This is a genomic window from Paenibacillus sp. R14(2021), from assembly GCF_019431355.1.
Classification (GTDB): Bacteria; Bacillota; Bacilli; order Paenibacillales; family Paenibacillaceae; genus Paenibacillus_Z.
Genome location: NZ_CP080269.1, coordinates 864036 through 877868, shown reverse-complemented (window position 1 = coordinate 877868; position 13833 = coordinate 864036). Strand labels below are relative to the sequence as shown.

Below are 13833 nucleotides of genomic sequence, written 5' to 3'. Positions count from 1 at the left end.
TTAAAACGAGACGCCCAGTTTGATGCTTAGGTCCGGACGCCGATCGACGTACTGCTCGTAGCCTTCCGCCGATTGCGCGAACGGCACGACGGGGCTGATGACGTCTTCGCAATCGATGAGCTCTTTGGACAGAATGTCCCAGCAGACGTCTTCGATCCGGCGCCAGCTCCAGCGCGGGTAGTCCGGATTCGGTTCGCTGCACGCGCGGGAGAAGACGATCTTGGCGTTGTTGAAATGCGCTTCGCGGCCCAGATCCAAACCGCCCTTGAATGCTCTCGCCCAGCCGACGAACGCGATCGTGCCGCCGTACGCGAGTCCTCTCAGCGCTTGCTGAAGCGCGAATTCGCTGGCGCTCGTCTCGATGATGACGTCGACGCCGAGCTTGCCGGTCGCTTTCTTGAGCTCGAGGCCGACATCTTCGTTCGCCGGATCGAATGCCGCGTCCGCGCCGTTCCGGAGCGCGACCGCTCGGCGTCCTTCGATCGGATCGACAACCGCCACCCAGCTCGCGCCCGCCATCTTGGCCAGCTGAGCCGCGATTTGGCCGATTGCACCGAGCCCGAATACCGCGACGCGGTCGCCCGCGCGAACGTTGGCGTCGCGGATGCCGCCGAGGGCGAACTGGGCCGGATCGAAGCACACCGCGTTTTTCCACGACATCCTTTCGGGCATTTTCTTCAAATAATAATTGTCCACCGCGTTCACGACATGCGTCTCACGGATGCCGCCGTAGCCGCAAACCCGGTCGCCGATCTTGTATGCCGACACCTCGGAGCCCGCTTCGGTAACGACGCCGACCCATTGGTTGCCGAGGTTCCAGCGGCCGAATCCGCCGTCCGCCGAAATATCCTTTGGATCGCGGGGCAAGAACAGGTTCCAGCCGTCCTTCTCGTCGAAGTAATCGGCCGTATGCGGGCTTTCTCCACGGAAACCCGCTAGCTCGGAGCCGTGCTTCGGCGAAGCGTGCTCGACGCGCACCCTCACTTCGTTCAGCTTGATCTCCCGATCCTCGTAATCCGTAATCACAGCTTTGCGCGGGGCTTGCGCGATCAATTGTTTGGGCACCGTACTTCCTCCTATGCTGGGTGAAGGTTAACAATCATTTTTTTAAAAGGCGATAGCCATGTATGTTACCGCTTACAATTGCATTATATCGCAATTGATCGGGTTGTATGTTATCCGGTGTTTGCCGATATTTATCCGTTTTACAGGTTGCGGCAAGCGAAATAGAGACCACTTCTAGCAATTGTACATCGCATCGGAGTCTTCCGAATGCGGCCGAAGAGCGGAAAGACCGGTGCACAACGGTGACGGCTAGATCCTGCAGGCGCGCCGCGCATCAGGTCCCCCCCGGCTTTTGGGCCGCCCGCATTTTCGTCATTGATGATCTCCCCAATGCTTCGTTGCTCTAATTTAGTTCGGTGCTAGGATTACCAAATTTAGTTTAACATTCATTGTTCAATCCTCCCCCGTCACGGAATCAATGATTGTAATATCACATATGGGAACTATCCTCCGGTTAGCGCAACGCGGCGCAGCAATGCAAAAATAGCGATGGATCGGTTCCATCGCTTTTGCACTCTCGTATCAAGTTAATTCAGGGATTACTCCTCCTTCTCCTGTTTCTGGACTAGTTCATCTTGGTCGCTGCCCCAAATGTAGTCGATTCCTGATTCATTCATCTCCTGAGCGTTTTTCTTCTTACCTTGCTTAACATTTTGTTTTGGATCCGTTATTTCGTTATTGTTCATTCTGAAATCATCCCTTTCTCCAAATGATGGAATACCAAACTGTATCCTTTCCAATATCGTCGAACTTATGTAACAGCAAATTTAAAGGTGAGTCCATAACGTAAGGTATTGGCCGGCCGCGGTCGAAATTCTTGCCCTAATCTGCCGTCTCAATCTCGAACCAAGCTCACCGCAAATTATGGTGTATACTCAGCAAGAATACGCTTTCTTTTCCGATTTCATTGACGTTATAATCATGCATAGAGGCGCAATAATCTGAGGGGGAATGCGGCATGAATCTGCATGGTCTAACGATTGAACAGAAGCTTCTGTGGGAACGAGACGGTTATCTGGTACTGGATGGCTTTTTGGCTGCCGGCGAGGTCGATTATTATAACGAGCGATTGGACCACGCCTTTAAGGTATGGGAAACCAAAGGTGGATATAATCCGTCCTCCGGTCAATTAACTAACGTCCAGCAGGTATGCGGCGTCATTGAATATGACGATGCTCTGCTTCAATTAATGGAAAACGCACGGATGATGTCCATTTTGCGCGACATCCTCGGCAACTCCTTCGTCATGATCGATAATGACGGCATGATCAAGCCTCCGCAAAAGGAAGCCCATACGAACTGGCACCGGGATACGAGCAGCCAGCTTTTCGTGAACGAGAAGAAAGTCCCGTTCATGGCCAAGGTTTTCTATTTCCTTTCCGACGTGAACTATGACGGAGGCTGCCTCGCCTTCCTTCCGGGGAGCGTGCATATGACCAACGAGCAGCTGCCGAAGGTGCAGAAGCAGGAAGATATGCCCGGCCACACGCGGATGAGCGTCAAAGCCGGTACGGCCGTTATCTTTAACGGATATACCTACCATTCGGCACTCAACAACTACACGAATGAAACCCGCCGTTCGCTCATTTACAATTACGCGCCGTCCTTCCTTCGGACGTGGCCCGGCTACGAGCCTTCCGAGGAGCTCAAGGCCAAAGCCGACACCAAGCTGCGCCAAATGCTGCTCGGGATGCTGCCGTGGACGGACGATCCGAAAGCATTCGAAGAGCCGGCGGAAGCGAAGGCCTAAACCGGGAATTATTAAAAGCGAAAAACTTCATACAGCGGAACATCCTGCCGGATACGATCCAGCAGGATGTTCCCGTTTGCAAATCTCTCTAGAGAAGGATGCGAAAGCATGCACGATGAATGGCTGTCCACGCCGAGCCCCTTTGCCAAGGCGACCCTCTACTATCCGCTCGTCGGCGGATTCGATCCTTGCGACGCCAATTATTACTTCGAGCGGGACAACTATCCCGCCTATGAGATACTGCTTATCACGCAAGGCAAAGGCGCATTCCGCCATGGAACGGCCTGGATGAGGTTCGGCCCCGGCGACTGCCTGCTGCATAACATGCGCTATCCGCATGCCTACAAAGCGGACTTGGAGGACCCGTGCCAGCTGCTGTATCTGGTCTTCGACGGCAGCGAGCTGGAAAATCTGTGGCCTCGCTTATTCGGGGGCCCGGTATCGCTCTTTCCCGCTTTTGGCGCTGCTCCCGGAGCCGCGTCCGCCTCAGTCGTCCGCATGCTTCGCTCGGTGCTGGACGGCATGCGGACGACCGTTCCCCACCTGGAATGGGAGCAGTCCTCCTCCATATACGGGCTGCTGATGGAGTGCGCCCGGCTTGCCGACCGCGACGGAGCCGTTCTGCCGGTTCCATCCGGCATCGAGCAGGCCCTAAGATACGTTGACGCCAACTATCTGACGATCGGCAGCATCAAGGAGATCGCCCGCGAGGCCGGACTCAGCGTCTATCATTTTATCCGGCAGTTTAAGAAGCATTACGGTTTCACGCCAAAGGAATATATGCTGCAGAAGCGGATCAACCATGCGAAGCGGCTTCTGATGCTGACCGACGCCGCCGTCGGAGAAGTGGCCGAACAGTGCGGCTTCGAGAGCTACAATGCGTTCCTGCATACATTCCGCAACGCCGAGCGCTGCTCGCCCTCGGCGTTTCGCAAAAACTGGAAGCGGGGCTAATGCCCAGCTTCCAGTTTTTTTGACGCAGACCCTGCAGCGATGCAAAACCAGCAAACGCCGTTATGGCCGTTGATCGGTCCGTCAGGGCTTCGCTAGAATTTCGTTTACCTGCTGTTCCATCTGCTTGAGGCCTTCGTCGACGGTCATTTTGTTGGCGAATATTTGATCGTCGATCGGAGCTATGACTTTGTCCTGCGCCTCGCGCCATCTCAGGTGATAGATGTCTCCGATTGTTCCGTATTCCTTCCAGGCGAAGCGCGCTTCCTCATAGCCCTTCGGCGCCCAAGCCGGAACATTTGCTTTCTCGAGGGCCGACTTGCTTACCGGAATCCAGGACTGCTGCTTCGAGAGCGTTTCCTGATTGTCCGTCATCGTCCATTTGATAAACTCCCAAGCTTCGTCCGGATGCTTCGTTTTGGACGTCATGGCATAACCGCCCATCCAGTAAGGCACGACGCGTTGGCCGTCCCATTTCGGCATCGGCGTCATGTCCCAGTGCAGGTCTTTCGTTCCCTTCAGCGTGCCCAAATCCCAATCCCCGCCAACGTACATGGCGATTTTACCGCTCATGAAGTCACCGCCAAGAGCGCTCGCCTGCGCCGCGTCCGGCGCAACGCCGTGCTTGTAGATAAGATCCTGCAGGAACTGCAGCGCATTCTTCGTCTGCGGCGTATTGAACGACAGCTTCTGCGGATCATGAATGTTGTCCGTCAGGGAACCGCCCTGCTCTTGGCTGAGTGCCATCCATCCCCACCAGGCTCCAAGCGACATGGTCGTTCCGAACTGGGTGGTTTTGTCACCCTGCTTGATCGTCAGCTTCTTCGCCGTGTCAAGGAAATCGGTCCAGTTCCAGTCCGCCGTCGGGTACGCGACGTTGGCCTTATCGAACAGGTCCTTGTTGTAGTACAACACCAGCGTCTGATAGTTCTCCGGCGCGACATACATATTTTGGCCGTCGAACTTGAAAGGCGCGAACAGCTTCTCATCGTAATCCGACATGTTGAGGTCGCGGTCGAAATAAGGCTGCAGGTTCTGCATCAGCCCTTTCTTATACCACGCATAGGCCGGTACGTCCCAGTAGAACAGGTCCACCGGCGAATTCGATGCCAGCGACAGCTCGATTTTTTTGAAGGTTTCATCCCATGGAAGCATGGTCATGTTCACTTGAATATTCGGGTGGGAATCGTTGAATCGCTTGACTTTATCCTTCTCTTCGTTATCCAGTGCCGGTCCGTTCGACCAGCGGATAAAGTTCAGCGATACCTTCTCTTTCTCTCCGCCATTCGAGGCCGTCTTGCTTTCGTTTCCAGCCGCTCCTTCCGAACCGCCCGTACCGCTCTTGTTTCCCTCACCGCCCGAGCAGCCGTACAAAGTGAACATCATCACTGCCGCGACCAAGCCGAATGCCCATTTTCCCCTTTGCTTCATCGTTTTGTTCCCTCTCCTCTTATGAAATATCCAAGAAGAACCGAACGCCGCCCTTCGCGGCGAAGCAGGATTCTTCCCGGCGGACTACCCTTTCACGCCGGTGAAGACCATTCCTTTGACGAATACCCGCTGACTTAGAAAATAAAGAAGGACGCAAGGCGCAATCGCATACAGCGTCGCGGCCATCAGCAGGTGCAGGTCTGGAGACGAGCGAGCCGAACCCTGGAAGTAGGAGAGACCCAGTGCAAGCGTGCGCTTGTTCTCGTCGGTTAAGTAAATGAGCGGGCCCATAAAATCGTTCCATGTCCCCATAAACGTGAAGACGGCTACCGTCACCAGCACTGGCTTACTCAGCGGCACGATGATTTTCAGCCATATTCCATACGTACTGCAGCCGTCGATTCGGGCCGAATCCTCCAGCTCGAACGGAATGCCCATATAAAACTGCCGCATCATGAAAATAAAGAAGGCGGTCCCGAACCAGGCCGGCACAATCAGGGGCAGGAAGGTATCGGTCCACCCTAGCTTGTTGAAAAACAAGTAAGTCGGCACCATCGTCACCGCGGTCGGCAGCATCATCGTGGACAGCAGCACTAGGAAGACGAGATTTCGTCCGGGCGCGTTCAACCGCGAGAAGCCATAAGCGGCGAAGGAACACGACAGCAGCGTCCCAAGCAGTACGAACACCGTGATCGTAACGGTATTCCACGTATAATGCCCGAATGGAAAGGTCGTGAAGGCATCCTTGTAATTGTGCCATTCCATGGGAGATGGAATCCATTGGGGCGGGAATGTGTAAACGTCCTGCTTGCGCTTGAGCGAGGTTGAAATCATCCAGACGAACGGAACGAGTATCATCAGCGAGCCAAGGGAGAGCAGCAGATAGCTGAATGCGTTCCTGAGCCGCTCCGTCCGATGCCGAGAGGCCGTCCGATGTGTTTGAACCTTTCGAATCCCCGTTGCGGAAGCATCCGGAATGTTCATTTCGACGACCTCCTGTTCCCTTCATAGAAGACCCACATGGGAGACGATTTGAAAATAATAAGCGTAAACAACAAGATAAGGAGGAAAAGCACCCACGCGATTGCCGATGCATAGCCCATTTGCAGATAATCGAACGCATTCCGGTACAAATACAGCACGCTGAACAAGGTGGCGTTGTTCGGTCCGCCCGCAGTCATGATGAAGCCCTCGGTAAACACCTGCAGCGCGCCGATAACCCCCGTAATCAAATTGAAGAAAATAACGGGCGTAAGCATCGGCAGCGTAATATGAAAGAACTGCCTGAATTTGTTGGCGCCGTCGATCTCCCCCGCTTCGTACAGGTCGGTAGGAATGCCCTGCAGGCCTGCGAGGTATACCAGCATGCTGCCGCCCACACCCCATAAGCTCATAATGATAATCGGCGGAAGCGCCCATTGCTCGTCAATGAACCATTTGGGACCGTGGATGCCGATCTGGCTGAGCGCCCAGTTCATCAAGCCGAAGTCCGGATTGAAAATCCATTTCCACAGCAGCGCCACCGCAACGCCGGACATGACGGCCGGCAGATAGAAGATCGTGCGGAAGACGAAGATGCCTTTGACGCTTCGGTTCAGTATCAGCGCAAGCAGCAGGGATGCGACTAAACCAAGCGGCACGCTGGCAGCGGAGTAAATCAGCGTCACCTTGAAGGACTGCCAAATGAGCGGGTCTTTAATCAACGCCCTGTAATTGTCCAGTCCGACCCAGGTCGGAGCGCTCAAAATATCATAATTCGTAAAACTGAAATAGGCAGAAGCCACGATCGGACCGAGCATAAAGCAGATCAGACCGACTATAGCGGGACTCATGAAGATATAACAGTCCAGCGCCTCCCGGCGCGATCTTGTCAACCATTTGCGTTTGACGTTCATGCCAATCTCCCACCTCCAGAGGTGTAATCGCTTCCAATTCTCGCTGTACAAAGGAGCGCCCCCTTTGTACAAGCTCAATGTGCTAGATACTTCTTCACGATGTCCTCGTCAAGCTCAATGCCCAGACCGGGACCATTGGGGAGCTGGATGTAGCCGTCCTTGAATGAAAGCGGATTCGCAACGACATGTCTCGCGAGTGGTGATTCCGATCGTGTGTACTCGATCAAATCTCCATGAGGAATACTGGCCGCGAAATGCGTGCTTGCCGCCACAAGAACACCGGTTTTGAAGGCGTGCGGAACGATTCTGCGATTGTTGTCATAAGCCATATAAGCAATTTTCCGAGCTTCCGTCAGTCCGCCGCAGCGTCCAAGATCGGGCTGTAAAATGTCGACTCCGCCTTCGCGCAGCAGTCGGTCGAATGCCCGTCTTCCGCTTTCCTGCTCCCCGGCCGCGATATAAATGTCAGCCGCCTGGGATAACTGCATGTAGCCGGTCAAATCATCCGGAGGCAGCGGCTCCTCCAACCAGTGCACGCCGTACCGGGCGAACTCCTGAGCCATCCGGATCGCATGCTTCACATCCCATACGTGACCCACGTCGATCATCAGGTCGTTCTCATCCCCAATGACCGAACGAAGCGTTCGGACCAGCTCGATGTCGAACGCCTTCGACACCCGCCCGATCGGCCCCCAGCCGAACTTGATCGCTTTGTAGCCGTGGTTCATGTACGTCTCGGCCAGCTTCGCGGCTTCAGCAATCGTATCTGGCATAAGCAGGCTCGCGTATGCCTTGATCTCCTGCCGGTAAACACCGCCCAGCATCTGTGCCGTCGACCGGCCAGAGGCCTTGCCGATAATGTCCCATAGGGCAATATCTATGCCGCTCATCGCATGGAGCACGGGGCCTGAACGTCCGTAATAAAGAGCGCCCATATACATTTTGTCCCACAGCCGCTCGATTTCGAATGGATCTTCTCCAATAAGCAAGTCCTTCAGCCCGGTAGCGATGGCATGTGACGGCGGGGCGTTAATAATAGAACGGGCGACAACGGGCACTGAATCGATCTCGCCGATTCCATCGATCCCCTCATCGGTCCGGACACGGACAATCAGCGTGTCCTGCGTGCCGTCGCAGCGCGTAGCATCGATTTGCGGTAGCTTGAGATAGAGAACTTGAACATCGGTGATTTTCATGAAGCGTATCCACCTGCCTGCATAAATTGGTTGTAGCGTATCGATAATGCCGAGTATGCGTTTTCAAAAAGAGTATAAATTTTCCTTGTCTGATTGTCAACAATCTTATTGCCGATTGTTGTTTTGACAAGGGTTGAGGAATCGCCTATGATACAGGTAACGATTCAAAAACCAGAAGCAGAAAGGTTCATACGATGGAAACATTCAGCTTTAAAGAGCAGAAGCCAACCTCGCTGCGACACCGGGTAACGGATGAAATCCGCAATGCGATTCTAACTGGCCAACTGAAACCGGGCGACCGGCTGCGGGAAATTGCGATTTCAAAGGAAATGGGTGTTAGCCGCGGCCCGATTCGGGAAGCGATACGCACGCTGGAGCAGGAGGGTCTCCTCCATTCCTCCCCTTACAAGGAAACGGTCGTAGCGGAATTCTCCAAGGAAGAAGTTATCGAAGTGTTGATCCCTATCCGGCTGACGATCGAGCTATTCGCCATCCGTTCCGGGCTATCGCGAATGAGCGATGAGGATTTCATGCATATGAACCGATTTGTCGAGGGTATGAAGGAAGCAGCCGCGCAGAAGGATTTGGCGCGAATTGTCGATTACGACATTTCGTTCCACGAATATTTGATTCAAGCGTCCCGCGCGAGCAACATCATCAATATATGGTCGAGCATTGTCAATCGGATCCGGCTGCACTTCTTCGTCCAGGGACCGATGTATCATGACCAGAATCAGATCTACGAGGAGCATGCGGTGCTGCTGCAGGCGATGCAAGCGAAGGACGTCGAACAGACCTGCCAACTGATGAAGGCTCATATTTATGACGAGAACGTTACGATCTTGCAGAATGCCGGGCACGAACCGACCGCAGCCGGCAGCGATACGGTGTAACTGCAACCGTCTTTTGAAGGGAATCGTAGGAACACGCCGCAACCTATTTTCTTGGTTAGAATTGAAAATGGACAGCTGCGAATTTAGCAGCTGTCCATTTTCCCGTTAGTTAGCATGATCAACTAACCATTTTGCAAATTCATGATCGTCTTGGATCTTTTGTTCTGGCCGATTTCTTTCACGCAATCGATTCTCATAATTTCGAAGCTCAATGATAACGCTTAAGTTTGAAATCCATAAATAAACTCCTTTTCATACGGTTACTTCAAGACAACTGTTCAACTATCGTGTCCCCCGTTAATTTAGAGTCTTGCGAGTTCGAAATTGTGCCATGATAGATAAATACATATAACTGCTACTGCAAAGAAGATTATAGAAAGTTGAAGATTCCTCCGCATTCTGATGCCGTAAGCACAAAAAAAGATAGCAGCAGCTAATTTGGCACAGCTTTGATAATACGCATCATCCGAAAAAAATGAACTGCTAAATATAATGGAAATAAGAAAAGTCGTAGAAATTAGAATTTTAAACCACAGTGGTTCCCTTATGAATTGTCTATACATAAATTTAATCCTCTGCATCAAGGCTATAGTCCTTCCTAAGTTGCTTTTATTACTATTTTAGCATTAGAGACCCTATTATTTCAATTAATTACCAGTCATTGTTTCTTATGCCTATGGCTCCTTTGCACGTTAAAACCTTCAATAAAACGCAATGCACACTGAGAATAGGCCGAAGGAAGCATTTCTTCAGAGAACCCATGTATCCGGGGACCATATTCCCGATCGAATGAACGCTTTGGCACAGTGTGCATAACACTCCTCCACCTCTACACCAATACCAAAAAAGGGGCTACGACCATTTACACTGCTTTTTTCAAGAAGTTCTGGATCACGGCAAACAAAGGCTTTCCCATTCACTCTCAAGGTCTCTCCTAACCCTGGAATAAAAAATTGAAGCCCGATATGAGCGTTTGTCAACATATTTTGAATAGAGTCCATCCTCCGATTGCCTGGACGCTCTGGAATAAATAAATGATGATCATCGAGAACTATTACAAACCCAGGTGCATCTCCTCGCGGAGAAACGTCACATTGTCCAAATGAATTCGAAGTTGCCATTGATAAAAAAGGGGACTTTGAAATAAACTCCCGACAATGAGAATCAAGCATAGACATCACTTTATTCGCTGCTTTCTGGCTAGGATACCCGCCACACAGAGAACGCAGATCTTCAAATTGCTCTTTCGTAGAAATAATTTCTCGAAATCTAGCCCTCATATCTACACCTTTAATCTTTGAGATATGTTCGAATCAGAATGGTAATTTAACTAAAGAGGGGCATACTTGTTTTTTGACCCAGCTTATCCAAAGTCATATCGCACAAAGCAACATGCTTGTTCATTTCCGTGAAGAAATCTTATCCTGCTTCGCTGCTTGGAAAGATTACCGAAATCTCATTGAAATTGTGGTACACGTTTTTCCCTTTCTCTTCAGCCACTCGTACCATTTCATCTGCTCCTGCCGATGGCCCTCCGACACGCAAAACAGCATCGCAATGAGACAGCAGTCTCACCGCTGACGGGTGAAAGATGCTGTTATACACCTCATCTCCTGTCGTGCGTGAGCCGGCAGTTTCCATCAATGGAAGTGCATACCACTCCCCAAGAACCGGCATATGCCCCATTTCATAAACCTTGAGCGCAGCCGTTCCAGTTGAAGAAGCCTGTGTATTTGCGCGTATTGCAGTAGCATGATCGTTTTGGCGTCCCTGATTTCACCTTGTCTGATCATCTCCAGTGCGTCTGCAAAAGAAAGCTCCAGCACCTCGATATGTTCCTGTTCTTCCGCAACTCCTCCGCCTTCATTCACCTGCATGCGAGAATCGTATTCCGCCGCAAAAAAGTGTAGCAGCTCCGTCACCGAACCAGGCGACATGTAGGCTTCACTGATCTTTTTCAGGTTTGTTATCCTGTAGCCTGTTTCCTCCTCTGTCTCTCGGCGAATACAATCCTCAGGACTATCCGTATCGAGCAAGCCCGCGCACGCTTCGATAAGCATCCCCGTTTCATTGCCGTTGACATAAGTAGGCATTCGGAACTGACGGGTAAGAATTACGGATTGTTTTTCCTGATTGTATAGAAAAATGGCAGCCCCGTTCCCACGGTCATAAACCTCTCTCTCTTGGGTTTCCCAAGTGCCGTTGTTATTTTGATAGGCAAAGGTCATTTTCTTTAGCTGATACCAATTTGCGGATAATACCGTTTCAGCTTTTATTTCTACCCTTGGATTTATGAAAATGTTCATGAAAAATCCTCCTCATCATGTGGGCTGGTCTGGCAACCTATTATTCAGACTTGCTCCTTTTTCTTGATAGAAAGAAGCCGGAATCCATAGTAATATAGATGCTTCCGTTACCTTCCCGAATTTTCGCATTCAAATAGGATCTGAAGGCTTCTAAAATATCGCCTGTTAGATAAAGCCTAGCGTTCATAGGCGTTGAAGTCATGTATTGGATAAGCAGTTCCGCTTCGTCCACCTGCATATAATCTTCATACCGGATCAACTCAATGTCTGTGAATCGAGACGCCAGTATCTTTGCACCGTTATCAAAATGAAACCGTTCCATGACATCGTCAAGCACTCGTATATCGGGGTCGAATGTCCTTGCGAGCTGCTCCATTTCCTGAAGATGGCTCTTGCTCATGGTAGACGTATAGAGTAGACCGTCATTTTTAAGCACCCTATGGCACTCTGACAGAGCTTGCCCGATATCCAGCACGTGATAAAGCATGTGATTCGCAATGAGGACATCGAACTCGCTGTCATGGAACGGAATCGCTTGCGCATCTGCCGTCAGAAACGTAAACTGGTTGTTTTGATCATTTACATTGGTTCGAGCGGCTTCCAGCATGCCCGGTGATATATCGATAAGCGTGATGCTCCATGATGGCGGAACCCTGTCTATATTTCGGCTCCACAAGGCGCCATCTCCGCAGCCAATTTCCAATATTTTAAGATCTGATGCTGAACCGAACTGATCAAAGAACCACCGGTGCCATCCGTTTTTATTGGCGCTGAATCGGTCGTACAGCCGGATTCTTGCTTGCAGCCGGAGTGCGTTACGGTATTGCTCGCCCCAATTTTTTTCGGTATGAATCGTCTGAATAATGTCCGACAAACTATCCCAATCCGCTTCTGTTTGATGTTCCCGGAGCATATCCAGAGCTTCATCTATCGCTTTGGATACATATTGCATATGGACAATTTTTTGTCGGATCACTTCCTTTTGCACCATTAGAGAGTTCTTTAAGTCCTGCTCAGGAAGTGAGCCTTCATGGATAATTTGTTTGATGTCGGCAAGAGTCAGACCAATATATTTTAGAGTATGAATTTTTTGCAGCCGAACTAAATCTTCTTTATTGTACAAACGGGCAGAAGCATGGTTATAATGCGATGGCTTTAGTAACCCGATCTGGTCATAATACCTCAAAGTTCTAACTGTCATTCCTGTACGTTTCGCGAGCTGCCCGGTCGTTAGATACTCCTTGTCTTTCCGATTCAAGATTGCGACTCCTTCTGCCATGTCTCCTCATTGCCTTTAGCGTATCCGTGTGGATGGGTACGATGCCACTCCCAGGCGCTTGCGACCATCTTTTCCAAGCTGCTTCTCTTAGGGAACCAGTTCAGCTCTTCCATGATGAGATCAGGCGATGCAATCAATACTGCTGGATCCCCTTGGCGTCTGGAAGCAATTTGCACTGGAAAAGCCAGCCCGGTCACCTTCTTGACGGTTTCAATAACTTCTTTTACTGTAAAGCCCTCGCTGTTGCCGAGATTATAGACACCGCTTCTCCCTCCGCTCCTCAAGCTGTTCAAGGCCAGAAGATGCGCCTCGGCAACATCCATGACATGAACATAGTCTCTTATACAGCTTCCGTCTTTCGTAGAGTAGTCATCTCCATATATCATCATATTTTCTCTTTGTCCTAATGCAGCCTGGATAGCCAAAGGGATAAGATGAGTTTCCGGGTCGTGATCCTCGCCGATTAAACCGTTGTCATGAGCTCCAGCTACATTAAAATATCTCAAAATCACGTATTTGATGCCGTGCGACTGTTCCACCCAATGCAGCATCCGTTCTACCGCTAATTTGGTTTCTCCATACGTATTCCTCGGCATCTTCCGGTCGTCCTCGCGGATCGGAATCCGTTCCGGATCGCCATAAACTGCGGCCGTAGAAGAGAAAACGATTTTATCCACTCGGTGCTTATGCATAGCCTCTAGCAAACGCAATGATCCTTCCACATTATTGCGATAGTACGCTAACGAATGCGTCATGCTCTCGCCGACAAGAGAGCTGGCCGACAAATGGATGACGGCTTCGATTTCATTTTCCTTAAAGATCATGTCCAACATTACCCGATCATTCAAATCGCCATCATACAGTTTACCGCCCACTACGGCATTCTCCCTTCCCGCGGCCAAGCGGTCTATAACCACGAGTTCCTCATGCTGTTCAATAAGGGCGGCTACTACATGGCTTCCAATATAGCCGGCTCCGCCACAAACCAATATTGCCATTTACAAAATCCTCCATTTCGTCGTATCGTTGGTTTGATTATACAAGGTTACGTTACGTCACGTTCAAGC

Annotated in this window: 12 protein-coding genes and 1 pseudogene; 3 read left to right on the top strand and 10 right to left on the bottom strand. The window is 51.0% G+C overall.

All coding sequences use genetic code 11. The features are described from left to right. Positions 1-1065: a zinc-binding dehydrogenase gene (locus tag KXU80_RS04345; protein WP_219837058.1), complete on the bottom strand. Its 1065-nt coding sequence runs from the start codon at positions 1063-1065 to the stop codon at positions 1-3. A 539-nt stretch (positions 1066-1604) separates the two neighbouring features. Further along, positions 1605-1751 carry a hypothetical protein gene (locus tag KXU80_RS04340; protein WP_219837057.1) on the bottom strand — a complete coding sequence of 49 codons (147 nt, stop codon included), beginning with the start codon at positions 1749-1751 and terminating at the stop codon, positions 1605-1607. 272 nt (positions 1752-2023) lie between these two features. Here KXU80_RS04340 and KXU80_RS04335 point away from each other — a divergent pair, with 272 nt between their 5' ends. Together KXU80_RS04335 and KXU80_RS04330 are read left to right on the top strand one after the other, a co-directional pair. Beyond that, the gene (locus KXU80_RS04335) at positions 2024-2815 is read left to right on the top strand and encodes a phytanoyl-CoA dioxygenase family protein (RefSeq protein WP_219837056.1); all 792 of its coding nucleotides are present in this window, start codon (positions 2024-2026) and stop codon (positions 2813-2815) included. Between the two features lie 108 nt (positions 2816-2923). Then, entirely contained in the window at positions 2924-3769 is an 846-nt protein-coding gene (locus KXU80_RS04330) for a helix-turn-helix transcriptional regulator (RefSeq protein WP_219837055.1), read from the top strand. 81 nt (positions 3770-3850) lie between these two features. Here the strand turns inward: KXU80_RS04330 and KXU80_RS04325 are convergent, their stop codons facing one another. The 4 genes from KXU80_RS04325 to KXU80_RS04310 form a co-directional block, all read right to left on the bottom strand. After that, positions 3851-5197 (bottom strand): ABC transporter substrate-binding protein, encoded by a 1347-nt coding sequence (locus tag KXU80_RS04325; RefSeq protein WP_219837054.1) that lies wholly within the window; start codon positions 5195-5197, stop codon positions 3851-3853. An 84-nt stretch (positions 5198-5281) separates the two neighbouring features. Continuing rightward, complete coding sequence (locus KXU80_RS04320; RefSeq protein ID WP_219837053.1) at positions 5282-6181, bottom strand: carbohydrate ABC transporter permease; 900 nt, start codon at positions 6179-6181, stop codon at positions 5282-5284. Continuing rightward, the gene (locus tag KXU80_RS04315; RefSeq protein ID WP_219837052.1) at positions 6178-7092 is read right to left on the bottom strand and encodes a carbohydrate ABC transporter permease; all 915 of its coding nucleotides are present in this window, start codon (positions 7090-7092) and stop codon (positions 6178-6180) included. Before KXU80_RS04315 ends, KXU80_RS04320 begins: the two co-directional genes overlap by 4 nt. A gap of 74 nt (positions 7093-7166) precedes the next feature. Continuing rightward, positions 7167-8288 carry a mandelate racemase/muconate lactonizing enzyme family protein gene (locus KXU80_RS04310; RefSeq protein WP_219837051.1) on the bottom strand — a complete coding sequence of 374 codons (1122 nt, stop codon included), beginning with the start codon at positions 8286-8288 and terminating at the stop codon, positions 7167-7169. A gap of 194 nt (positions 8289-8482) precedes the next feature. On the opposite strand from KXU80_RS04310, the gene KXU80_RS04305 reads away from it, so the two are divergent. Next, positions 8483-9181, top strand: a complete 699-nt coding sequence (locus tag KXU80_RS04305) for a GntR family transcriptional regulator (RefSeq protein ID WP_219837050.1) — start codon at positions 8483-8485, stop codon at positions 9179-9181. Positions 9182-9936: 755 nt separating this feature from the next. Here KXU80_RS04305 and KXU80_RS04300 read toward each other — a convergent pair. The 4 genes and pseudogenes from KXU80_RS04300 to galE all read right to left on the bottom strand — a co-directional run. Next, a pseudogene (locus tag KXU80_RS04300) lies at positions 9937-10461 on the bottom strand (MSMEG_1061 family FMN-dependent PPOX-type flavoprotein); the annotation flags it as partial. Between the two features lie 360 nt (positions 10462-10821). Continuing rightward, positions 10822-11487 carry a GDP-mannose pyrophosphatase NudK gene (gene nudK, locus KXU80_RS04295; RefSeq protein ID WP_258171244.1) on the bottom strand — a complete coding sequence of 222 codons (666 nt, stop codon included), beginning with the start codon at positions 11485-11487 and terminating at the stop codon, positions 10822-10824. 40 nt (positions 11488-11527) lie between these two features. Beyond that, a complete protein-coding gene (locus tag KXU80_RS04290; RefSeq protein ID WP_258171243.1) occupies positions 11528-12745 on the bottom strand; it encodes a MerR family transcriptional regulator in 1218 nt (405 codons plus the stop codon). Further along, positions 12742-13764 (bottom strand): UDP-glucose 4-epimerase GalE, encoded by a 1023-nt coding sequence (gene galE / locus KXU80_RS04285; protein WP_219837048.1) that lies wholly within the window; start codon positions 13762-13764, stop codon positions 12742-12744. Before galE ends, KXU80_RS04290 begins: the two co-directional genes overlap by 4 nt. Between the last annotated feature and the right edge of the window lie 69 nt (positions 13765-13833).